This window comes from Streptomyces sp. NPDC031340, from assembly GCF_055569945.1.
In genome coordinates, this window is record NZ_JBVIIE010000003.1 from 125724 (window position 1) to 148491 (window position 22768).

General features: G+C 74.0%; 19 protein-coding genes and 1 pseudogene. 9 read left to right on the top strand and 11 right to left on the bottom strand.

Going from position 1 to position 22768, the window contains the following annotated elements; translation table 11 throughout:
• Positions 1–46 precede the first annotated feature (46 nt).
• The 4 genes from ACZ5GT_RS03090 (at position 47) to ACZ5GT_RS03105 (ending at position 3746) form a co-directional block, all read left to right on the top strand.
• Entirely contained in the window at positions 47–733 is a 687-nt protein-coding gene (locus tag ACZ5GT_RS03090) for a class II aldolase/adducin family protein (protein WP_469013462.1), read from the top strand.
• Positions 730–1659, top strand: a complete 930-nt coding sequence (locus ACZ5GT_RS03095; protein WP_469013468.1) for a carbohydrate kinase family protein — start codon at positions 730–732, stop codon at positions 1657–1659. The genes ACZ5GT_RS03090 and ACZ5GT_RS03095 overlap by 4 nt, the downstream gene beginning before the upstream one ends.
• 277 nt (positions 1660–1936) lie before the next feature.
• Positions 1937–2509 (top strand): TetR/AcrR family transcriptional regulator, encoded by a 573-nt coding sequence (locus tag ACZ5GT_RS03100; protein ID WP_469013474.1) that lies wholly within the window; start codon positions 1937–1939, stop codon positions 2507–2509.
• Between the two features lie 61 nt (positions 2510–2570).
• On the top strand, positions 2571–3746 hold the full coding sequence (locus ACZ5GT_RS03105; protein WP_469013479.1) for a GDSL-type esterase/lipase family protein: 1176 nt from the start codon (positions 2571–2573) through the stop codon (positions 3744–3746).
• An 88-nt stretch (positions 3747–3834) separates the two neighbouring features.
• Here the strand turns inward: ACZ5GT_RS03105 and ACZ5GT_RS03110 are convergent, their stop codons facing one another.
• From ACZ5GT_RS03110 to ACZ5GT_RS03120, 3 genes are all read right to left on the bottom strand, one after another.
• Positions 3835–4608, bottom strand: coding sequence for a helix-turn-helix transcriptional regulator (locus tag ACZ5GT_RS03110; RefSeq protein ID WP_469013748.1), 774 nt, complete (start codon positions 4606–4608; stop codon positions 3835–3837).
• 369 nt (positions 4609–4977) lie between these two features.
• Positions 4978–6975: an NlpC/P60 family protein gene (locus tag ACZ5GT_RS03115; protein WP_469013484.1), complete on the bottom strand. Its 1998-nt coding sequence runs from the start codon at positions 6973–6975 to the stop codon at positions 4978–4980.
• 401 nt (positions 6976–7376) lie between these two features.
• Entirely contained in the window at positions 7377–7766 is a 390-nt protein-coding gene (locus ACZ5GT_RS03120) for a DUF5997 family protein (RefSeq protein ID WP_469013489.1), read from the bottom strand.
• 59 nt (positions 7767–7825) lie between these two features.
• Here ACZ5GT_RS03120 and ACZ5GT_RS03125 point away from each other — a divergent pair, with 59 nt between their 5' ends.
• Positions 7826–8599: a LysR family substrate-binding domain-containing protein gene (locus ACZ5GT_RS03125; RefSeq protein WP_469013493.1), complete on the top strand. Its 774-nt coding sequence runs from the start codon at positions 7826–7828 to the stop codon at positions 8597–8599.
• 185 nt (positions 8600–8784) lie between these two features.
• Here ACZ5GT_RS03125 and ACZ5GT_RS03130 read toward each other — a convergent pair whose 3' ends face one another.
• From ACZ5GT_RS03130 to ACZ5GT_RS03140, 3 genes and pseudogenes are all read right to left on the bottom strand, one after another.
• Complete coding sequence (locus tag ACZ5GT_RS03130) at positions 8785–10008, bottom strand: acyl-CoA carboxylase subunit beta (RefSeq protein WP_469013750.1); 1224 nt, start codon at positions 10006–10008, stop codon at positions 8785–8787.
• Positions 10009–10075: 67 nt separating this feature from the next.
• Positions 10076–10177 (bottom strand): annotated as a pseudogene (locus tag ACZ5GT_RS03135) (hypothetical protein); the annotation flags it as partial.
• 69 nt (positions 10178–10246) lie between these two features.
• On the bottom strand, positions 10247–10942 hold the full coding sequence (locus ACZ5GT_RS03140) for an HAD family hydrolase (RefSeq protein ID WP_469013497.1): 696 nt from the start codon (positions 10940–10942) through the stop codon (positions 10247–10249).
• Between the two features lie 93 nt (positions 10943–11035).
• On the opposite strand from ACZ5GT_RS03140, the gene ACZ5GT_RS03145 reads away from it, so the two are divergent.
• The gene (locus ACZ5GT_RS03145) at positions 11036–12067 is read left to right on the top strand and encodes a lactonase family protein (protein WP_469013500.1); all 1032 of its coding nucleotides are present in this window, start codon (positions 11036–11038) and stop codon (positions 12065–12067) included.
• 268 nt (positions 12068–12335) lie between these two features.
• Here the strand turns inward: ACZ5GT_RS03145 and ACZ5GT_RS03150 are convergent, their stop codons facing one another.
• The gene (locus tag ACZ5GT_RS03150) at positions 12336–13259 is read right to left on the bottom strand and encodes a sirohydrochlorin chelatase (RefSeq protein WP_469013504.1); all 924 of its coding nucleotides are present in this window, start codon (positions 13257–13259) and stop codon (positions 12336–12338) included.
• Positions 13260–13401: 142 nt separating this feature from the next.
• Positions 13402–14385 carry an N-acetylglucosamine kinase gene (locus ACZ5GT_RS03155; RefSeq protein ID WP_469013512.1) on the bottom strand — a complete coding sequence of 328 codons (984 nt, stop codon included), beginning with the start codon at positions 14383–14385 and terminating at the stop codon, positions 13402–13404.
• Between the two features lie 270 nt (positions 14386–14655).
• Between ACZ5GT_RS03155 and ACZ5GT_RS03160 the strand changes: the two genes are divergently transcribed.
• A complete protein-coding gene (locus ACZ5GT_RS03160) occupies positions 14656–15333 on the top strand; it encodes a uracil-DNA glycosylase (RefSeq protein WP_469013519.1) in 678 nt (225 codons plus the stop codon).
• Between the two features lie 109 nt (positions 15334–15442).
• Here the strand turns inward: ACZ5GT_RS03160 and ACZ5GT_RS03165 are convergent, their stop codons facing one another.
• The 3 genes from ACZ5GT_RS03165 to ACZ5GT_RS03175 all read right to left on the bottom strand — a co-directional run bounded on the left by ACZ5GT_RS03165 (position 15443) and on the right by ACZ5GT_RS03175 (position 20134).
• Positions 15443–16624, bottom strand: a complete 1182-nt coding sequence (locus ACZ5GT_RS03165; protein ID WP_469013524.1) for a thiolase domain-containing protein — start codon at positions 16622–16624, stop codon at positions 15443–15445.
• A complete protein-coding gene (locus ACZ5GT_RS03170; protein WP_469013529.1) occupies positions 16621–18210 on the bottom strand; it encodes a class I adenylate-forming enzyme family protein in 1590 nt (529 codons plus the stop codon). Before ACZ5GT_RS03170 ends, ACZ5GT_RS03165 begins: the two co-directional genes overlap by 4 nt.
• 64 nt (positions 18211–18274) lie before the next feature.
• Positions 18275–20134, bottom strand: a complete 1860-nt coding sequence (locus ACZ5GT_RS03175) for a sigma-54-dependent Fis family transcriptional regulator (protein ID WP_469013531.1) — start codon at positions 20132–20134, stop codon at positions 18275–18277.
• Between the two features lie 238 nt (positions 20135–20372).
• On the opposite strand from ACZ5GT_RS03175, the gene ACZ5GT_RS03180 reads away from it, so the two are divergent.
• Together ACZ5GT_RS03180 and ACZ5GT_RS03185 are read left to right on the top strand one after the other, a co-directional pair.
• Entirely contained in the window at positions 20373–22286 is a 1914-nt protein-coding gene (locus tag ACZ5GT_RS03180; protein WP_469013533.1) for a hydantoinase/oxoprolinase family protein, read from the top strand.
• 45 nt (positions 22287–22331) lie between these two features.
• Positions 22332–22760 carry an acetone carboxylase subunit gamma gene (locus ACZ5GT_RS03185; RefSeq protein WP_469013537.1) on the top strand — a complete coding sequence of 143 codons (429 nt, stop codon included), beginning with the start codon at positions 22332–22334 and terminating at the stop codon, positions 22758–22760.
• The last annotated feature ends 8 nt before the right edge of the window (positions 22761–22768 follow it).

Sequence of the window (22768 nt, forward strand, 5' to 3'; positions counted from 1 at the left end):
GAATGTGAACGTGACTTTGTTTCAGGTTTAGGTTACGGTCGCGCTCATGACCGACTCAAGCGCGGCCCCCGACCGGGAGCGGGCCGCCGTGGCGGACGCCTGCCGTCGCCTCGGGGCCGAGGGTCTGCTCATCGGCACGGCCGGGAACGTCAGCGTACGGGTGGGGGAGCGGGTCGCGGTCAGCGCGACCGGAGCGGTGCTGGCCGACCTCACCCCGGACCAGGTGACCGTGGTCGACCTCGACGGCAAGGTCGTGGCCGGGACGCTGGAGCCGACCTCGGAGCTGGACCTGCACCTCGGTGTCTACCGGCGCTACGGCACCGGCGCCGTCGTCCACACCCACGCCCCGATGGCCACCGCCCTGTCCTGCGTCCTCGACGAACTGCCCTGCGTCCATTATCAGTTGCTCGCCCTCGGCGGCACCGTGAGGGTCGCGCCGTACGCCACCTTCGGCACCCCGGAGCTGGCCGCGTCCGTGGTCGCCGCCCTGGAGGGCCGCAGCGCCGCCCTCATGGCCAACCACGGCGCGCTCACCCACGCGCCCGGCCTGGACAAGGCGGTCGAGCACGCCCTGCTGCTGGAGTGGGCGTGCGGGGTCTACCAGCGGGCGGCCGCGCTCGGCCGGCCCCGCGTCCTCGACGAACGGCAGCAGTTCGCGGTGATCGAGGCCGCGCTCGCCCGTGACTACGGCACCACCCACCCCGTACCACCCGCGCAGGAGGGACCGCGATGAACGTCGTCACGATGGGCGTGCACGTACTGGACGTGCTGGTACGGCCGGTCGAGGAGATCCCCGAGGGGCAGGGCGCCACCCTCGTCGAGGACATCCGGCTGACCGCCGCCGGGACGGCCGCCGGGACCGCGCTCACCCTCGCCAAGCTGGGCGCCTCGGTGCGCACGGCCGGGGCGATCGGCGCCGATCCCACCGGCGACCTGCTGCTGCTGTTGCTGGAGCGGGCCGGCGTGGACACCGGGCTCCTCGTCCGCCGCACCGACACCTCCACCTCCGCCAGCGTGCTGCCCATCCGCCCCAACGGCGACCGCCCCTCCCTGCACCTCCTCGGCGCCAACATCACCTACGGCCTCGACGACGTGCCCTGGGACGCGGTCGCCGAGGCCGGCCACCTCCACCTGGGCGGCCCGGAGCTGATCGGCGCCGACGTCGCCGCGCGCGTCCTGGCGCACGCCAAGGAGCACGGCGTGGTCACCTCCGTCGACCTCCTCGCGCCCGGCGAACTCGGCACCTTCGACCAGATCGAGGCGTTCCTGCCGTACGTCGACCACCTGCTGCCCAACGACGACCAGGTGCTCGGCTTCAGCGGCGAGACCGACGTCGTGACCGGCGCGAAGAAGTTCCTCGACGCGGGCGCCGGCGCCGTCGCGGCGACGTGCGGCGCGGACGGCGCGCTGCTGGTCACGGCGCAGGGCACCCGGTCCGTGCCGGCCTTCGAGATCGACGTCGTGGACACCACCGGCTGCGGCGACGCGTTCTCGGCGGGCTACCTGCGCGGGGTGAGCCTGGGACGCTCCCTGGACGAGGCCGCCGTCCTCGGCAGCGCCGCCGCGGCCCTCGTCGCCCAGGGACTCGGCAGCGATCACGGCGACTTCGACCTCGCCGCCGCCGACGCGTTCGCCGCCACCCGCGAGCGCCGCGCGTGAGCCGACGCGGCGCGGGCAGACGCCGCGTGGGCCTGCGCGGCGCGGGCAGACGCCGCGTGGGCCTGCGCGGCTCGGGCAGACGCCGCGTGGGCCTGCGCGGCTCGGGCAGACGCCGCGTGGGCCTGCGCGGCTCGGGCAGACGCCGCGTGGGCTTGCGCAAGGCGGGCGGCCGCCGCCTCGGTCGGCGCCCGGCTGCCGGGAACCGCGGACTTTCCTAAAGGTCGTGCTAGCCTGCCTAAAGGTATTAGGCAGGCTGTCGTCGACCGGAGGGATGCCCATGGCCCGCGCGGGGCTGTCCACGGAACGTCTGACGCGGGCCGGTGCCGAACTGGCCGACGAGGTCGGGTTCGACCACGTGACCGTCTCGGCGCTCGCCCGCCGGTTCGACGTCAAGGTCGCCAGCCTGTACTCGCACGTGCGCAACTCCGAGGACCTCAGGACCCGGATCGCGCTGCTCGCGCTGGAGGAGATGGCCGACCGCGCGGCCGACGCGGTCGCCGGACGGTCCGGCAAGGACGCCCTGACCGCCCTCGCCGACGTCTACCGCGACTACGCCCGGGAACACCCCGGCCGCTACGCGGCGGCCCAGCTCAGACTCGACCCGCAGACCGCGGCCGACAGCGCGGGCGTGCGGCACGCGCAGATGACGCGGGCCATCCTGCGCGGCTACGACCTCGCCGAACCGGACCAGACCCACGCGGTCCGCCTCCTGGGCAGCGTCTTCCACGGCTACGTCAGCCTCGAACTGGGCGGCGGGTTCAGCCACAGCGCCCCCGACACCCAGGAGACCTGGACCCGGATCCTCGACGCCCTCGACACCGTGCTGCGCGACTGGCCGCCCGCCGCCTGACCCCGGCAGGCCAGGACCCGCACCCCCTTCCCGACGCGACTCACAGGCTGAGGCAATGGCGATGCACACCACTGACAACTGGACCACCACGCCCATCACGGCGGACCTCCTGCGCGGCGCCCTCGACCTGGAGCGCACCGAGCACGGCCTGCTGCCCCACCGGCTGCCCGCCCGGGCCCGCGCCCAGAACACCGACGCACAGCTCGCCATGGCCGAGTCCCAGCCCTCCGGCGTCCGGCTGGCTTTCCGCACCCGGGCCACCGCCGTCGAACTCGACGCCCTGCGCACCAAACGCGTCTACGTCGGCGCCCCGCCCCGCCCCGACGGCGTGTACGAACTGCTCGTCGACGGACGGCCGGCCGGCCGGGCCGAGTCGGCGGGCGGCAACACCCTCACCATCGACATGACGACCGGCACGACCGAGCACCGGCCCGGAACGCCGGCCACCGTGGCCTTCACCGGCCTGCCCGGTCACGACAAGGACGTCGAGATCTGGCTGCCGCACAACGAGACCACCGAACTCGTCGCCCTGCGCACCGACGCCCCCGTCGAACCCGTACCGGACCGCGGCCGCCGGGTGTGGCTGCACCACGGCAGCTCGATCAGCCACGGCTCCGACGCCGCCGGTCCCACCGGCATCTGGCCCGCGTACGCCGCCCGGCTGGCCGGGGTCGAGCTGATCAACCTGGGCCTGGGCGGCAGCGCCGTGCTCGACCCCTTCACCGCCCGCGCCATCCGCGACACCCCCGCCGACCTGATCAGCGTCAAGCTGGGCATCAACCTGGTCAACCTCGACCTGATGCGGCTGCGCGCATTCACCCCGGCCGTCCACGGCTTCCTCGACACCATCCGGGAGGGCCACCCCACCACCCCGCTGCTGGTCGTCTCGCCGATCCTGTGCCCCATACACGAGGACACCCCCGGCCCCGCCGCGCCCGACCTCGCCGACGGCCGGCTGCGGTTCGTCGCCATGGGCGACCCCGCGGAGCGCGCGAGCGGGAAGCTGACCCTGAACGTCATCCGCGAGGAACTGGCCAGGATCGTCGCGCAGCGGACCGCGGAGGACCCGAACCTGCACCACCTCGACGGCCGCGCGCTCTACGGCGAGGCCGACGCGGCCGAACTCCCGCTGCCCGACCAGCTCCACCCGGACGCCGCCACCCACCGTCTGATGGGCGAACGCTTCGCCGCCCTGGCCTTCACCGCCGACGGCCCCTTCACGGCCCCCGACGCTTGAGCCCGCCGCGCCGGGCGCCCGAGGGCCTGTTGCGAAAGTCCTGCCTGGCCCGCCCTTCGGGCGGACGACGGGACTTTCGCAACAGGCCCTAGCCGGGCAGCGACGGCGCCGGGACCAGGCCGAGCCGCTGGGCGCGCAGCACCGTGCTGATGCGGTCGCGGGTGCCGAGCTTGCGGTAGATGTTCTCCACGTGCTTGTGCACCGTCCGGTCCGAGATGCCGAGCCGCCGGCCGATCGCGGCCGCGGTCAGGGCGTCCGCGAGCAGCAGCAGGACGGTCGTCTCGCGGGGCGTCAGGGCGCAGGACTCGGCCGCCTCCTGGGGCGAGCCCGCTCCGCCGCCCGGAGCGGCCGACCGCTGCCAGTGTTCCAGCAGTTGCCGCTGCTGCTCGACGGCCGACAGCAGCGGCTGCATCTGGCGGGCGATGCGGAGGTGGTCGTCGGTGAAGTCCCCGCCGGAGCGGTAGACCATGCACCCGGTGATCGGGTTCGACGTCCCGGGCAGCGGTATGGCCAGGACGTGGTCCATGTCCATGACGTCGTCGATCAGGCGCGCCGTCCGGCTCGACGACCAGGCGTGGCCGGCCGTCCGGCGGGCGGTCACCGGCGACCGGTCGGGACCGCCTCCGTAGTGGCGCGCGAACGGGAACCCCGCCCGCAGGACGCCCATGTCCTCCTCGCCGAGCCGGTCGAACTCGGCGGCGACCCCGGGCGACGTGCCGACCGTGCCCGCGCGTTCGCTCCAGTCGTCCAGCTTGTAGACCAGCGTCTCGCCGCCGCACAGGCCGGGCAGCACGGCCGTCAGCAACGGCCACAGCCGCTCCGGCTGCCGCTCGTGCAGGGCGGTGACCGCCACCGACAGCATCCGCTCGTAGGCCCTGGCCTCGCCCAGCCCCTGTGCCACGTTCCCTCTCCGCTCGTCCGCCGCGTACGCAGTTGTACCCATACCGGCGTCGTCAAGCATTGCTCAGACTTCAACCGAGCAACAGCGACGTTCTCGGATGAACTCCAGCACATCGGCGCCGCGGTGACCCCGGTGGGGGAGGCCGGGCGGGAGGGGGCCCGGCCTCCGCCCCCGGACCCGACAGCCGGGGGAGACGTCCGGAACGCGTCGTCACGCCCCGCGAACACGGCACCGAGCGTGGGCGGGGCGGTTGCCGTCCGCGCACGGCTGCGCGGACCCGTGCGGGCCGCCGGAACGGGGGACCGGCGGCCCGCACGGTGCGGGAGGGCGTTACGCCGGGCGCACGGCGATGCGGATCGCCGACTCCCCTGCGTAGAAGACCGATTCCTCGCGCACGTAGGTGCCCGGGCCCGGCGCGTGGATCATCGTGCCGTCGCCGGTGCAGAGGCCGACGTGGGTGAACTGGTCGTTGAAGAAGATCAGGTCACCGGGCCGGGCCGCGGCGAGCGGGACCACCGTGCCCGCGTTCGCCTGCTCGGGCGCGGTACGCGGCAGGGCCACCCCGGCCGCCTTCCACGCGGCCTGGGTGAGGCCGGCGTTGTCGTACGACCTGGGGCCGGCCGCTCCCCACAGGCACGGCCTGCCGATCTGCTCGCGGGCGAAGGCGACCGCCCGCTCGGCCTTCGTCACGGGAGCCCTGTCCGGGGTGGGGGCGACAGGCAGGACACCCGTGTCGAGGACGCTCGGCTGCGACAGCCGCCGTTCCTCCTCCACCTGGCGGGCCTGCTGCGCCGGGTCGGTCCACGAGACCGCGGCGGGTTCGGACGTGATCGCCGTGACGGGCGCGGCCGGGACTGCGTACCGGGCGAGCGACTCGCGGGCCGCGGCGAGCTTGCGCCGGTTCCGCTCCTTGGCCGCGCCCAGCCCGGCCTGCCGCGCCGCGGCCGACACGGCGCCCGCCCCGGCCTGCCGCGCCGCGGCCGACACGATGCCCACGCCGCCTTGCGGTGCCCCTGCCGACGCCAGCCCCGGCCCGGTTTGCGGTGGCGCGGCCGACGCCAGCCCCGGCCCGGTTTGCGGTGCCGCTGCCGAGGCGAGCGCCGGCCCGGCTTGCGGTGGCGCGGCCGACATGGCGCCCAGCCAGCTCTGCTGTGTGCCGGTTGTCGTGGTGCCGGTCATGGTCTGCTGCGTGCCGGCCGGGGTGGTGGCGAGCCAGCTCTGCTGTGTGCCGGTTGTCGTGGTGCCGGCCATGGTCTGCTGCGTGCCGGCCGGGGTGGTGGCGAGCCAGCTCTGCTGTGCGCCGGTCGCCGTGGTCTCGGTCCACGGCTGCTGCGAGCCCGTGGTCGTAGCGTCGGTCCAGCGTTGCTGCGAGCCCGTGGTCGTAGCGTCGGTCCAGCGTTGCTGTGAGCCCGTGGTCGTAGCGTCGGTCCAGGGTTGCTGTGTGCCGGCCGGCGCGGTGCCCGGCCCGGCCTGCGGTGCCGTTGCCGACGCGAGCCCCGCCCCGGCCTGAGGTGCCGCTGCCGAGGCCAGCCCCGGCCCGGCCTGCGGTGCCGCGGCAGACGTGGCGCCCAGCCAGCTCTCCTGCGCGCCGGTTGCCAGGGCGCCGGCCCAGGTCTGCTGGGTGCCGGGCGCCGCGGTGTCGGTCCAGGTCTGGAGCGATCCGGTCGCCGTCGGGTCCGGCGCCATCCCCAGCGATCCGGTCGCCGTCGGGTCCGGCCAGTTCTGTTGCGCGCCGCCCGCCGAGGGCAGGGCCGCGGGCAGGGCGGGGACGGCCTGCGTCCGGGGCTCGGCCACGGGCACGGGCGGAAGCGCGGTCGTCGGCCCCGCGGTCAGCTCCGGCGCCGGACGGGAGGCCGGTCCGGCCGGGAGTTCTGCGACGGGACGCTGGTCACGCCCGCGCTCCACGGCGGCCTGCGCCGGCCGCGCGGGCCTCGACTGCACCGGGCGGGCCGGCGCCCGGCCGGCCGGCAACGCCGCCGGCACGGTCGGACCCAGCGACGCACGCGCCACGTCGAACCACTTCCGCGCGACCTCGTCGAGGGAGGGATCGGTGCGTCCGCGGCCCTCACCGCCCGCCGGGGCGGCCCGCCCGCGCGTCCGCGCCCGGGTCGCGTTGAAGGTTCCGGTGTCGCTCTCGGCCCGGTCGTACAGCATGCGCACCCGCTGCTGGACCTCTTCGCGGCTCGGGCCGTCACCGTCGGCTCCGGGCGCGGTGTCGGCGGCCTGCGAGAACAGTGCCACCGAGGCCAAGGCGGCCGTCGCGACAGCGGAGTCGCGCATGCCGGGGAGGCCGAGGCCGCCCGCGCGCGGGGTGCGTTCCGGCGCCATGGGAGCCGTACTCCTTCCGTACTCCGCCTACCGGGCCGGCGGCGGGGTCCCCAGGCCGTTCAGGCCTTGGGAGAGGGTTCGGGCGGTCGATTCGGAAGGCTTGCCCTGCGGCCCTGCCCCTACGGGCGGTCGGGCCGATCCACCCCAGTCGTTCGGTCGGGTTCCCGGCTCCGGCCGCCAGGCGGCGCACCGGACTCGGCGGAGGCCGCCCGACCCGGCGCGGTTCGCCGGAGGCAGTCGAGCAGCCTGGGCGTCAACTTAGCCAACTTGTGCACCTCGTGTGAAGATTGAAGTGCGGAATGTCCGATACGCTTTTGTGACCTTCTCGTTGACGAACCGTCAGGTGCACGTGAGATGTACGTGAGGTGCCTCGGCGGTGACGGAGCGTCGTGCGGGCGGTGTCAGGAACGGGCCGCGCGCTCGGCGTCCCGCTTCTTGATGCGGGCCGCCTCCTTGCGGACCTCGGCCTGCGTCGCCCGCTCCTTTTCCAGCCACTCCGGGCGTTCCCGCTTGAGTTCCTCGATCTGCTCGGTGGTGAGGGGCTCGGTGACGCCGCCGCGGGCCAGCCCCGCGATGGACACGCCCAGCTTCGCCGCGACCACCGGACGGGGGTGCGGGCCCTTGGCCCGCAGTTCGCGCAGCCACTCGGGCGGATCGGCCTGCAACTCGTCGAGGCGGGCGCGCGAGACGGGCCCCTCCTGGAACTCGGCAGGGGTGGCCTCGAGGTACACACCCAGCTTCTTCGCCGCCGTGGCGGGCTTCATGGTCTGGGCGGTCTGGTGCGACTTCATGAGGACCAGGGTATCGACCGGGTACGGGACCTCCGACCACGGCCGGTAACCTGGCCGACGTGACAGGCACCGAGGCATCCCCCGCGTTCCGGCTCGCGTACGTCCCGGGGGTGACGCCCGCCAAGTGGGTGCGGACCTGGAACGAGCGCCTGCCCGACACCCCGCTCACCCTCGTCGCCGTGGCGGCCGCCGAGGCGTCCGGCGTCCTGCGCGCCGGTGAGGCCGACGCGGGCTTGGTCCGCCTGCCGGTCGACCGGACGTACTTCAGCGCGATCCCGCTCTACGCCGAGACGACGGTGGTCGTGGTCCCCAAGGACCACGTGATCACGGCGGCCGACGAGGTGACCCTGGACGACCTCGCCGACGAGGTGGTCTTCCACCCGCTCGACGACGTCCTCGGCTGGGACCGGCCGCCGGGCGAGCCCGCCTTCGAGCGCCCGGCCACCACCGCCGACGCCGTCGAGCTGGTCGCCGCGGGCGTGGGCCTGCTCGTCGTCCCCCAGTCGCTGGCCCGCCTGCACCACCGCCGGGACCTCACCTACCGGCCGGTCGCCGACGCGCCCCGCTCGGAGGTCGCCCTGTCCTGGCCGGAGGAGGCCACCACGGACCTGGTCGAGGACTTCATCGGCATCGTCCGCGGCCGTACCGTCAACAGCTCCCGGGGTCGCAGGACCGCCGAGGAGGCCCCGAAGGACAAGCGCGCCGACAAGCCCGCGGCCCGCCGCAAGCCCGCGCCCGCGAAGGCGGCGGGCAGGACGGCGGGCCGCAACCCCAGGACGGGCACGGGCGGCGCGAAGACGCCGAAGCGCGGAAAGCCCCGCCGCCGCTCCTGACCCCGCGCGACAGGCCGACCGCACGCGCGCAGCCGTACCCGCGCCGACTGACCGCAGCCGCGCAGTCATACCGGCGCTGAAGTGCCGCAACCACGCCGCCGCAACCACGCCGCCGCAACCACGCCGCCACAGCCGGGCCGCGGCGCCCGCGCCCCGCTGCCGTCCCGTCCCCCCTCGCCGGTCCCTCACCACGTGTCGACGAAGGGGCGGTGCCCCGGCGCGGGGAGGGGATGGTTCTCCAGGGCCGACAGGATGTAGGCCCGCGAGTCGGCCGGATCGATCACCGCGTCGATCTCCAGGGCCGACGCCGCGTTGACCGCCTTCCCGCGCTCGTACAGCTCGGCGACCCGGGCCTCGAAGGCGCGGGCCCGTTCGGCCGGGTCATCGATCGCCTCCAGCTCCTTGCGGTGACCGAGCCGGACCGCGCCCTCCAGCCCCATGCCTCCGAACTCGCCGCTCGGCCAGGCGGCCGTGGCCAGCGGAGCCCGCGTCGAGCCGCCCATCATGGCCATCGCGCCCAGACCGTACGCCTTGCGCAGCACCAGACTCACCAGCGGCACGCGCAGGTTGGCGCCCGTGACGAACAGGCGGGCGAAGTGCCGCACGGTCGCCGTGCGTTCGGCGGCCGGCCCGACCGTGAAGCCGGGGGTGTCGCACAGCGAGACGACCGGCAGCCCGAACGCGTCGCACAACTGCAGGAAACGCGCCGCCTTGTCGGCCGCGTCCCGGTCGATCGCCCCGCCCAGATGCTCCGGATTGCTGGCCAGCAGACCCAGCGGACGCCCCTCGACGCGCACCAGGCAGGTGAGCACGCCGACGCCGAACTCCGGCCGCAGCTCCAGCACCGAGTCCACGTCCGCGAGCCCGGTGACGGCCGCCCGCACGTCGTACGCCCGGCGCCGGTTCTCCGGCACCACGTGCTGCAGCAGCCGCCGGTCCGGCGCCTCCCAGTCCTCCCGGTCCTCCCGCACGCCCCGGGAGTACGACAGGTACCGCCGTGCCACCCGCACGGCCTCCGCCTCGTCGGCGACGGCGATGTCCACGACCCCGTTCGGCACCTGCACCGACAGCGGCCCGCCCTCCTCCGGCCGGTACACGCCGAGGCCGCCGCCCTCGATCATCGCGGGTCCGCCCATCCCGATCGTCGCCTCCGGGGTGGCGATGACGACGTCGCAGCAGCCGAGCAGCGCCGCGTTGCCCGCGAAGCACCGCCCGGAGGCGATGCCGACCAGCGGGACCAGCCCGCTGAGCCGGCCCATCCGCTGGAAGGTGGTCACGTCCAGACCGGCCACGGCCGTGGTGTCGGTGTCCCCGGGCCGCCCCCCGCCGCCCTCGGCGAACAGCACCACGGGCAGCCGCCGCTCCTCGGCGAGCTCCAGCATCCGGTCGGTCTTGCGGTGGTTCTGCAGCCCCTGGGTCGGCCGCGTGCGTGTGCGCGTCGTCGCCGTCGGCGTACACCGCGACGGTGCGCAGCCCGGCCTCCGCCGCGGCCCTGAGGACGCGCACGGCGACCTCCCCGCGGTTGGCGACGAGCAAGGCGGCAGGACCCATGAGCGTCCTCCAGGACACGGACATCATCGACCGGCCCCGCCATGCTCAGTGACCGGGATGCCCACGTCAATGCGGTCCCGGGGCTCAAGTACCAGGTCAGGAGGACGAAACGGACCGGGTCAGCCACTCGTACGCCCCCTGCGCCGTGAACTCCGACTGGCCGCCCCGCAACAGCAGTCCCGCGGTGGCGAACTCCGGGGCGTCGGCCTGCGCGGCGAGGTAGGGCACCGCGACGCAGCGCATCCCGGCGGCGTGCGCGGCGGCGACGCCGGGGGCGGCGTCCTCCACGACCACGCAGTCGGCCGGGGGAGCGCCGAGCCGCCGGGCCGCCTCCAGGAACACGTCCGGCGCGGGCTTGCCGCGGGCGACCTCGTCGGCCGACACGACGGTGCGCAGCCAGGCGTCCAGTCCGGTGCCGGCCAGCACCGCCTCGATCGCGCCCGGCGAGGACCCCGAGGCCACGGCCATCGGAACGCCCTCGCCGGCGAGCAGCTTCACGAACGTGCGCATCTCCGGGTAGGCGGGCGTGGAGAGGCGGGCCAGCTCCAGGTAGCGGTCGTTCAGCTCGTCGAGCAGTCCGGCGCGGGGCGCGCGGATGCCGTACCGCGTCCGCAGCAGCCCGAGCGTCTCCCACGTGCTGAGGCCGACGTACCGCTCGTGGTCCTCCCAGGTGAAGCCGGGGACGCCGTGCGCGGCCAGCAGTCGGCGCGACGCCTCGTAGTAGTTCGGCTCGCTGTCCACCAGCGTTCCGTCGAGGTCGAAGATGACCGATACGCCGCCCAGGCCGCTCATGGGGCCAGGATGTCAGACCATGTGGTCTAGACCTGAGCTGGTCGGCTGCTGCTACCGTCACCCCGGACGGCACGGGACCGATGAGGGGACACAGTGGTGGCAGGCGGCAGCGCGCGGCGGGCGTTCATCGGGTCGTTCACGGCGGGCGGAGGCCCGGGGATCGTGACGGCGGCCGTGGCCCCGGACACCGGCGCGCTGACCTTCCTGAGCAGTACGGCCGGTCTGCCCGACCCCTCGTACCTGGTGGTGGCGCCCGGCGGGGAGACGCTGTACGCCGTGAGCGAGACCACCCGCGGCGCGGTGGCCGCGTACCGGGTGAGGGGCGACCGGCTGGAAGAGGCCGGTCCGCCGGTGCCCGTCGACGGGAGCGGGCCGACGCACCTCAGCCTCTTCGCCGGTCACCTCCTGACCGCCAACTACGGTTCCGGCAGCGTCAGCGCGGTTCCGGTGCGCGCCGACGGCACTCTCGCGCCGGCGGCGTCCGGGGTGCTCCGGCACACCGGCTCGGGCCCGCACGTCCACCGTCAGCAGGGCCCGCACGCGCACCAGGTGCAGCCCGACCCGAGCGGGCGGTGGGCCGTCAGCGTCGACCTCGGCACGGACTCCGTGCGCGTGTGCGCCCTGCGCGACGGCCGCCTCGAAGTGCACCGGGAGATCGCCCTGCGCCCCGGCTCCGGACCGCGCCACCTGGCCTTCCATCCGGACGGCGAGCACGCCTACGTCGTCAACGAGCTCACGCCCACCGTCACCGCCTGCCGCTGGGACGCCGCGGCCGGCTCGGTCGAGCCGCTGACCGAGACGCAGGTGCTGCCCGCCGCGCCCGCCGGGGACGCCTACCCCTCGGGCATCGCCGTCTCCCCCGACGGCCGCTTCCTGTGGACCGCCACGCGCGGCGAGGACGTCCTGTCCGCGTTCGCCGTCGACGAGGGGCGGCTGCGGCTGCTCGGGACGGTGCCCTGCGGCGGCCGCTGGCCGCGGGCGCTCACCGAGCACGCCGGATTCCTGTACGTCGCGAACGAGCACTCCGGCCGTATCGCCTGGTTCGCCGTCGACCCGGCCACCGGCCTGCCGCACCGGCGGGGCTCACTGGAGGTGCCGGCCGCGTCCTGCGTGGTCTTCGGCTGAGCGGTCCGCCGCCCTTACGGGGGGCCGGCCGGACTTCGGGAGCCCGGCTGTCGAGGTCCGGCCGATCGTCAAGGTGCGGTCGCCCGCCACTCGGGTCGCCCGCCCGCTTGGGCCGTCCGCCCGCTTGGGTCGCCCGCCCGCTTCGGCCGCCCGCCCGGCCCGCGGTCTGCCCCCGCTGCTCCGCCCGGTGCCGGCCACCGACGCCGAAGGGCCCGCTCCTGACGCGGAGCGGGCCCTTCCGGTCTTTCCCACGGCCGTGACGTGCGGGTCAGCGGACCGGCGTGCCCTGCGGCTGCTGCGGGGCGATGCCCAGCGCGGACGTGTACTTGGCGAGGGCCAGCTTGCCGATCGCCGGGTACGGGCCGAGCGCCTCGGCGGCGGAGCAGCCCACCTCCTTGGCGGCCTCCTCGATCAGGCTCGCGTCGATCTCCGGCCCTATCAGGTACGGGGCGAGCGCCAGCTGCTGCGAGCCCGAGGACCGGAGCTGCTCGGCGACGTCGGCGATCGAACCTTCCTGGTCCAGGGCCGCCGCCATCACCGGCACGGCCAGGCGCGCGGCGAGCAGCATGCCGGTGATCCCGGCCGCCTGCACGGCCTCGTCGCCGCCGACGGACGCCAGGATGATGCCGTCCGCCGCCGTCGCCACGGTGAACAGGCGGGCGCGGTCGGCGCGTGCCAGACCGGCCTCGGACAGGCGCACGTGCAGCCCCTCGGCCAGCAGCGGGTGCGGGCCCAGCACGTCGGTCAGGTCGGCCGCGACCCGGCTTTCCATCACGGCCTGGCGGATCCGGCGCAGCAGCGCGCTGTCCGGTCCGGCGAGCAGCGGCACCACGACGGCGACGGGGCCGTCGGGCTCCTTGACGTCCGCACCGGCGGCCTTGGCCTGCGCGTAGCGGGCCGTGCGCTCCTCGCCGGCGTGCGAAAGCACGGCCTGGAGCGTCGGGAAGTCCGCGTCGTCCCCGTCCAGGTAGCCGATCCTGGCGTCCAGGCCGGGCAGTTCGGAGCGGGCGATGCTCACGACCTCCTCGGCGAGGCCGCGGGTGGCGGTGCCGGGCGTGCCCGGAACCGCGAGGACGAGCGCGGGCGCGCCCTCGGGAGCCGCCACGGGTTCGGGGCGACGGTGCCGCCCGGGCTGGCGGGGGCGCGGCATTCGTACTGGCAGGCCGGACGCGGGCCCAGTGGGGGAGCTCATGGCGCCGCATGTTACTGGCTTCCTGGGCTCCTCTGTTCGGGGAGGGTGCAGGTGAGCGGTATCCGTCCGGTTTTGTCTGATGACTTACGTGCAGATCACCATCGATCCCCGTACGAAACAGGCGGATTGCATACCAAGGGGATCAGTCTCCCTTTGCGGTCACCACGGACAACAGCGCCTCGTCGCCCGGCAGCCGGAGCGCGTCGGCCGCCAGGTCCGTCGCGATCCGTACGCAGCCCCGCAGCGGATCGCCCGCGGCGGGCACCTGGCGTGCGTGCGGCAGCAGCGTCGACAACTCCTCCCGCAGCGGTACGAGAAGAGCGTCCCCGATGTTGAACAGGCCGCCGGTGACGGCGACTCGGGGTTCGCCGCCGGCCGGGCAGACGGCGGCCGCCGAGTCCGCCATGTGCCGGGCCGCAGCGCGCAGCACGTCCGCGGCGACCGGGTCGCCGTCCGCGCAGGCGGCCACCTGGGGTGCGAAGGAGGCCAGGACGGCGGGGCGGTCCGGGCGCGGATACAGCTTGCCCGGCAGCTCCGGCATGGGCCCGAACGACTCCTCGGCGCGGGCCAGCAGCCTGGCGGACCCGCCGGGCCGGCCGTCGTACGCGCGCAGCGCCGCCTCCAGTCCGGCCCGTCCGATCCAGGCGCCGCTGCCGCAGTCGCCCAGCAGATGCCCCCAGCCGTCCGCGCGCCGCCAGCGCGTCAGGTCCGTGCCGATGGCGATCAGCCCGGTGCCGGCGGCGACCACGGCGCCGGGCCGGGGTCCGAGGGCGCCGACGTACGCGGTGACCGCGTCGGCGGCCAGCGCGAGCGTCCGCACGCCGAACTCCCGCGCCAGCATGCCGGGCAGCTCCGCGCGCAGGCCGGCGCCCAGGGTGGCGAGCCCGGCGGCGCCGACGACTGCCGTCACGAGGGCGGGGGTCCCGGCGTCGGCGGTCAAGTCCCGGACCATGGGCGCCAGTTGTTCCATCAGGTGGACCGGATCGATGCCCCGGGCTCCGGTGCGCACCGGCTCGCGGGACTCCCGCCGCCCGAGCTCCCCGCGGTCCACGGTCCCCACGACGACCCGCAGCCCCGAACCCCCGGAGTCGACGGCGAGGAAGCCGGACGGACCACGACCGCTCACCGCAGACGCCGGTCCACCGGCTGCCCGCCCTCGCGGTCGGAGGGCTGGGGCAGCCCCAGGTCCGTGGTCACCAGGCACGATGACCATGGCGGAGTGGCTCGACCGCTGGCTGCAACGGGCTCCCCTCCTTCCCGGTGACCGGCTGCGCGATCCGCTGGACAGGCGAGACGCGCTCGACGATGAGGAAGACTAGCGTCGAGGGCGGGGTCCGTGCGTGAGGGCGTCCGCGTTTGTGCGAACCACCGGTGCGTGCCAGTAGGGTGACGCGCTGTGGCACCACGACCTCTGCATGAACTTGTTGAAGCGGGCTGGGCGAAGGCCCTTGAGCCTGTGGCCGGACGTATCGCCGAGATGGGGGACTTCCTCCGGGCCGAGATAGCGGCCGGCCGTACCTACCTTCCATCCGGTGCGAACGTCCTGCGGGCGTTCCGTCAGCCCTTCGACGACGTACGCGTCCTCATCGTGGGCCAGGATCCCTATCCGACGCCGGGGATGGCGATCGGGCTGAGTTTCGCGGTGGCCCCTGAGGTGCGCTCGTTGCCCGGCAGCCTGGAGAACATCTTCCGGGAGATGCACACCGACCTGGGGCTGCCCAGGCCTTCGAACGGGGACCTGACGCCGTGGACGCAGCAGGGCGTGCTGCTGCTCAACAGGGCGCTCACCACGGCCCCCCGCAAGCCGGGCGCGCACCGCGGCAAGGGCTGGGAGGAGGTCACCGAGCAGGCGATCCGGGCGCTGGCCGGGCGCGGCAAGCCGCTGGTGTCCATCCTGTGGGGGCGGGACGCACGTAACCTGCGGCCGTTGCTCGGGGACCTTCCGGCGATCGAGTCCGCTCATCCCTCGCCGATGTCGGCGGACCGCGGTTTCTTCGGTTCGCGGCCGTTCAGCCGGGCCAACGATCTGCTGCTGCGGCAGGGCGCCCAGCCGGTGGACTGGCGACTGCCGTAGCCCACAGGGGGGCCACCGGCCGGCACCCTCGCAGCCGCCGCACACCGCGGCGCGCCCGAGGGCGGCGGCCGGCGCCGGAGCCTCGGGCGAAGCCGGGTGCCGAAGACCGCTAGGCACGGAGCACCGTCGCGTAGTTGGCGACCGCGAGACCGCCCATGTTGTGCACCAGGCCGGTCCGGGGTCCGTCGAGCTGCATGTCACCGGCCCTGCCGGAGAGTTGCAGAGCCACGAGCGCGTGCTGCGAGACCCCGGTCGCCCCGATGGGGTGTCCCTTGGACTTCAGGCCCCCGGAGACGTTGACGGGCAGCCGGCCGTCCCGGTGCACCCAGCCCTCTTCCACGGCGCGACGGCCCTGTCCCCGCGGGGTGAGTCCGAGCATCTCGTAGACGAGGAGCTCGGCGATCGTGAAGCAGTCGTGGACCTCGGCGAGATCGAGGCCGTCCAGGCCGATCCCGGCCATGCCGAGGGCTCGCTCGACGGCGAGCCGGCCCGCCGCGAACTCGAGGACGTCGCGCCGGGAGGTGTCGAGGTGGTCGTTGGCGTGCCCCAGCCCGGCGACGACCGCGAGCGGGTCGGCCGGATCCCGGCGCAGCACCAGGGCCGCGGCTCCGTCGCTGACGAGTGAACAATCGGTACGCCGAAGCCGTCCGGCCACCACGGGGTTCGCGTCGGAGACCGTCGAGCAGAACTCGACGCCGAGGTCTTTGCGCAGCTGCGCCCATGGATTCGAGCACCCGTTGCGGTGGTTCTTCGCGGCGATGGCACCGAGGACGTCACCGAGCCAGTCGGATGCGGCGTACCGCTCGGCGTAGGCCTCTGCGACGTCCGCGAAGACGCCGGCGAAGCCCGCGGGAGCGTCCGTACCGGCGAGCCGCGGGTCGGCTCCGAGCAGAGCCCGGGACACGTCCGCGCCGCTCGCATGGGTCATCTTCTCGACGCCCACCACGAGCACGGTCCCGGCGAGCCCGGAGAGGACGGACCGGATGCCCTGGTGCACGGCGGCGGAACCGGAGGCGCACGCGTTCTCGACCCGGGTCATCGGCAGCCCCCAGAGCCCGTCGGCCGCCCCGAGCGGGAGGGAGGACGGGAACGCGAACGGCGTGAGTCCGCTGTTGAACTGCGCGACGAAGACCTCGTCGACCTCCTCGGGCTCCACGCCCGCGTCGGCCAGCGCCTCCGTCGTCACCCGCTCCACGAGGCTCGCCACCGTCTCCGTCGTCAGCTTGCCGAACGGCGTGTGAGCCACGCCGACGATGCCGACGCGGCCGACGAGGGGTGAGGCTACGGTCATGACGTCTCCTGGGACTCGGACTGTGGCGCGGGGGCGAGGCGGAAGCGGCGAATCTTCCCGACCGAGGTGCGCGGCAGCGCGTCGACGACGGTCCAGGTCCGGGGCCGGGAGGCAGGGCTGAGATGCAGGGCCGACCAGGCCTCGAGCCGATCCCGGGTCGGTGGGTGCTCCGGGTCGCTCGGGACGACGTAGGCGGCGGGGACGTGGTCGCGGACGGCGTCGGGAACGGCCACGACGGCGGCCTCCAGCACCCCGGGAGCCTCGGCGAGAGCGGCCTCGACCTCTGTCAGGGAGACGTTCTCGCCGGCGACCTTGATGACGTCGTCGACCCGGCCCACGAAGACGAGCCGGCCGTCCGGGTCACGGCGGACGAGGTCCCCCGTGCTGAACCACACCTGCCCGTCCTCGGGCACGGGGAGGTCGAGGTCCGGGAAGGCCCGGGCGTTCGCGGCCGGGTTGTCGAGGTAGCCCTGGAAGAGGTCCTGGCCTCGGTGTCCGGCCAGAGTGAGCACCCCCGGTTCCCCGTCCGGGACGGGCCGGCTCGTGAGCGGGTCGAGGAGAGCGACATGGCGTCCCGGGACCACCGCGCCGATCCGGCCCGGGTCCGGGGCGTCGGGCCGGTCGGCCGTGACGACGGGCAGCGTCTCGGTCATCCCGTAGATCTGCCGGGGCGCGACGCCGCAGAGGTCGGCCAGTTCGGCCCACTGCCCTTGGGCGAGGTTCTGCGCGAACCACACGTGCCGCAGCGCGAGGGCCGGCGCGTCGGCGCGCCGTCGGGCCAGGATCATGCGGATGGGCGCGGCGAAGAGACTCGCGTGGGTCGCGCCCAGCTCGGCGACCTCGTGCGGCCACCTGCTCGCGGTGAACCGGGCGGTCAGCCCGACCGAGGCGCCGACGGCGACGGCCGACGCGAAACAGTAGTACTGCGCGTTGGCGTGGAACAGCGGCAGACAGACGTACCAGCGGTCCTCCGGGGCGAGCCCCGCGAGGTCCGCCATGACCGTGCCCGCATGGAGGTAGTTCCGCTGGGTGAGCTCGACCCCCTTCGGCTCCGACGTCGTCCCGGAGGTGAACATGACCGCGATGCGGTCCCCGGGCCGCGGTCGTGCGGACGGACGGCCGCCGGGCCCGCCCGCCGCCAGGAGCGGGGAACCGGGCGCCAGGTCGGCGGCCGTCTCGGTGAGGGCGAGGAGGTGGGGGACGCGGCGGTCGGCGCCCTCGCTCACGATGGCGCGCCGCGCGGCGGCGCACACCGTCACGACGGGGCGGGTGCGCGCCACCTGCCGGGCCACGTCCCGTACCGACGAGGCGGGGTCCACGGGCACCATCCAAGCGCCGAGCCGGCTCGTCGCCAGCCACACGGCCACGAAGGCCGGGCAGTTGCGCAGGACGACATGCACGGGACTGCCCGCGCGCACCCCGCACGCCGACAGCCGGGACGCCACGCGGTCGACGACGGCGTCGAACTCGGCGTACGTCCAGGCCGAGATCTCACCGTCGTCGGCGCGGAAGAGGAGGAAGGGCCGGTGTGCGTGGTGCTGCACGGTCCGGTCCCAGAGGTCGGCGAAGGTCTGCGGGCTTTCCATGCTCCGACGGTAGGGAGAGCGCGAGGTGGCCGGATGTCCCAAGGTGGGACAGTCCCGGCGCCTCTCAGGCCGTGATTCCGTACGTTCGCAGCTTCCGGTACAGGCTGCTTCGCGACATGCCGAGATGCGCCGCGGCGGCGACCCGGTTCCCGCCCGTGTCCCGCAGCGCCGCGACGATCGCGTCGCGCTCGGCGGCCTCGATCCGGGTGAGGTTCTTGCGCGACCGGGTCAGGCAGTAACTCGGCAGGTCCTGCTCCTGGATCTCGCCCACCGGGCGGGCACGGAGCGCATGGACCAGCGCCTCCCGCAGCTGCGACACGTTGCGCGGCCACGTGTACTGGCTGATGGTCCGCAGGGCCCCGGGCGAGAGCCGTACCCGTCGCCCAGGGGCGATCTCCTCCAGGACCCGGTTGACGATGAACGTGAGGTCCTCGGTACGGCACCGAAGCGGGGGGACGGACACCGCGACCTCGAAGTGCCCGAGGAGGGCATGGAACGGCAGGTCGGAGTCGAGGTTCGAGTCCGACACCGTCGCGGCGAAGGTGACCGGACCCTTCGTCGCGTCGATGAGCGTGAAGAGCTCGTCGATGCTTTCCACGCCCTCCGTGCTCGCCTGGTCGATGTTGCGGACGATGCACAGGGTGTGCTCCCGGGTGCTGCCCAGCAGGGCGTCGAGGTCGCTCTCCGCACCCGCCTGCAGCTGGGAGGTGTCGACGCAGACACTGCGTCCGCCGGGGTGGTCGGCGTGGAAGAGCTCGGCGACGAGGGTGAACTTGCCCGTGCCGGTCTCGCCGAGGACGATCGTCGGGGTCTTCGCGGCGAGCGCGTCGCGCAGTTCCGAGCAGGCGCGAACCCACGCCGGGGACGAGCCGGACGCGATCGGAACATGCGGTCGGCGCAGGTTGCCCACGAGCCCCTTGGTCCCCGCGCCTGCCACGGCCACCTGGGGGAGTACGTGGTCGGCGAAACCCGCGCCGAGGACGGGGACCCTCGGACGGCTCGTCTCGTCGGTGACGACTTCCGCGATGACGACGATGCCCGCCGTGTCCGAGCCCGAGACGATACGGGTCCCGCGTATCTGGATGATCCGGCCGGACCGGAGGGTCATCGTCTCGCTCACGCGGTCGCGGCGCGCCATGAGGAAGGTCGCGTGCTCCCTCACCGCCAGCTGCTCGACCGGGTCGAACAGGGCCTGGGCCGCGGCGTTGGCCATGAACACCGAGTCCGCGAAGGCGAACACCGCCTGCCGGGTCGAGCGGGCGTCGGCCCGCAGGTAGGTCTCGAAGAGGGCCTGCTGGGCCTGGCTCCGGTCGAGGAGGAGGTTGCGCCCGATGTCCTTGGCCGCCGACTTGACGAGGGTGTGCACGAGCGGGCTCCACGCGCCGGTCAGCGTGGAGATGTCGAGGACGCCCTCGATCCGTCCGGTGAGCGGGTCGATGATCGGCGCGCCGGTGCAGGCGAAGATCTGCAGCTGCTCCGTGAAGTGTTCGGGCCCGACGACGGACACGGCCTGCGCCGCCTCCAGGACGGTCCCGACCCCGTTGGTGCCCATCTTCCCCTCGGCGTAGTTGAACCCCGGGGCGAACTCGACCCGGTCGAGCAGCCGCCCCACCGACGAGGAGGAGTCCCGGCGCTGGACCACGCGGGCCTGGTTGTCGGTGAGGGCGATGACGAGCGGCAGGTCGGCCGTGTCACTGCCGAGCTGGTCGAGGACGGGCTCGGCGCACCGCACGAGGCGGGAGCCGGTGTCGATGTCGTCACTGAAGTCCGTGAGCGGGCGGGCGATGTCGACGCCGGCCTGCCGGCTGCGCTCCCATGAAGCGGCGAGGACGTCCGGCACGCCGGCGGCGCCCTGCCGCCCGTACTCCAGGAAATCCGCCCGGGCCGCCGCCATGCGCAGCAGCCTGCTGTTTCTGTCCGGCATCCGGCCTCCTCGTCGTGGCCGCCGACGCGTGCGGCTCTCACGCGTGCGGCCCTCATGATGCCTGGACAGGTGGCCCGATCCAACCGGTGTGCGTGTCTCAACTTGGGACGGCCGCGGGTCGTGAGACGCCAGCACGGTTGACCTCACCGTCGAGGGCGACGGCCAGGCCGAGGCACCCGGGACCGTCCGGGCAGCGGCCGAGTCGCTCCCGAGGATCCGCTGCGCCCCAAGGAGTGGCATGGACACCCTCATCAACATCGACAACGGTGGGACCCTCACCGACATCTGCGTCTGGGACGGAACCGGCTTCACCTTCACCAAGACGCTCACCACGCCCCACGACCTCTCCGAGTGCCTCTTCAACGGCGTGGAGAAGGCCTCGGCGGCTCTCTACGGCACGCCCGACACCGAGCGGCTGCTGCACGCGACCCAGCACATCCGGTACTCGACCACCCAGGGCACGAACGCACTCGTCGAGCGTCGCGGCCCGATGATCGGCATCCTCACGACGCTGCCGGACCTCGCGTCGGCGATGCAGACGACGGAGCCCGAACGGGAACTCTTCGAGGGCCTCGTCGGCGGCCGCCTCCTCACGATCGGCATGGACGCCGACGACGAGACGGTCGACTTCGACGTGGTCCAGAAGGTCAACCGGCTGACGACGCTCGGGGCCGCCCGCGTCGTCGTCGCCGGGAGCGACCCGGAGCAGGAGCGCCGGCTGAGGGCCGTCCTCCTGCGCAAGTTCCCCCGTCACCTGCTCGGATCCATCCCGCTCATCTACAGCTGGGACCTCGCCGGCGACCGCAACGCCGCCCGCCGGGCCTGGTCGTGCGTCCTCAACTCCTTCCTCCACCCGACGATGGAGCGATTCCTGTACGGCGCGGAGCGGCGCCTGAAGTCCTACCGGGTCGCCAACCCGCTCCTCGTCTACCGCAACGACGGCGCGTCCTCACGGGTCGCCAAGTCGGTCGCGCTCAAGACCTACTCCTCCGGCCCCCGCGGCGGGCTGGAGGGCACGGCAGCGCTGGCCCGCGCATACGGGCTCGAGCACACCCTCATGATCGACATCGGGGGCACGACGACCGACGTCGGTGTCGTCGCCGGCGCCCGGGTCGCGGCGAACGAGCGGGGCACCATCAAGGGTGTCCCGATCTCGTACCCGATGAGCGACGTCCACTCCAAGGGCGTCGGGGGGTCCTCCGTCATCGCCGTCGAGGACGGGCGGATCACCGTCGGTCCGCAGTCCGTCGGAGCCGCCCCCGGGCCGGCCTGCTTCGGTTTCGGCGGCAAGCAGGCGACGATCACCGACGTCAACCTGCTCCTCGGCGTCCTCGACCCGGACACGTACCTCGACGGCACGTTCAGGCTCGACCCCGCGCGCTCCCGGACCGTCATCACCGAGACCGTCGCGAACCCGCTCGGGATCACTCTCGAGGAGGCGCTGATCCGGATGGAGCAGGCCTACTTCGAGGCGCTGTCCTCGGCGTTCGGGCACTTCGTACAGGAGAATTCGACCCTGGCCGCGTTCGGCGGGGCCGGACCCATGAGCGCGACCGGCGCCGCCCGGCCCGCCGGGGTGAGGCAGGTCCTGATCCCGCGCACGGCAGCGGTCTTCTCCGCGCTCGGCATCTCCTTCTCCGACATCGGCAAGACGTACGAGGCCGGCGTGCCCGAGCCGACGACCGCGGCGACGAGGAAGACGTACGACGAACTCCTCGCCCGGGCCGGACGCGACATGTTCCAGGAGGGCTACGCGCTCGCCGAGTGCGAGGCGTCGTGGCAGGTGAGCGTCGAGGACGAGGACGGGACGCCGGTGTCGCGCGCCCCCTACAGCCCCGGCGACACCGTCGACCACCCGGAAGGCCGCGTCTCCCTCCAGCTCACCATCACCGCGCCGCTGCCCCACCCGGAACTGGCGCCGGACGAGGAGGTCCAGGCCCGGCCGGCGCCGTCCGCCGGGACCCGCTCGGTCCGGTCCGCCGTCGACCGCGTCGACGAGGTGCCGGTCCATGTCCTCGCCGAGCTCCGCCCCGGGGACTCCGGCGCCGGCCCGGCCATCGTCGAGGGCCCCTTCTTCACCGCGCGAGTCCTGCCCGGCTGGACGTTCCGGGTCACCTCGGCCGGCGATCTCCTCCTCCACGACACCCTCTGACCGCCGCGTCACCCAAGCCCGAAAAGCCTGAAAAGGAGGGCTCCCATGCGAGTCCCCATGACCGAATACCTCGTCATCGACCTCGACACGGAGCGCTGGGTCTGCCGCGTCTGCGACCAGGACATGGGCAGCGCACACGGCAACTACAAGGAAGGCACCCTCGTCCACGACCGGGACCCCCGCGAGATCCACCAGCCGATCATCGACCCCGAGCGGTACGAGTTCACCTTCTCCCCGGACCCGGAGTACTGCCGGATCCTCGAGTACTACTGCCCCGGCTGCGGCACCCAGATCGAGGCCGAGTACCTCCCGCCCGGCCACCCTCCGACGGTCGACATGCTCATCGACGTCGCGGCGCTCCGCAAGCAGTGGCAGGAGCGCGGTGAGGACCCCGAAGCGGTCCACGTCTACGGGCCCGGTGAGGACGCCCAGAAGCACACCGCCGCCCTCAGGGCGATCGGCCACGTCCGCTGACCCGCTGA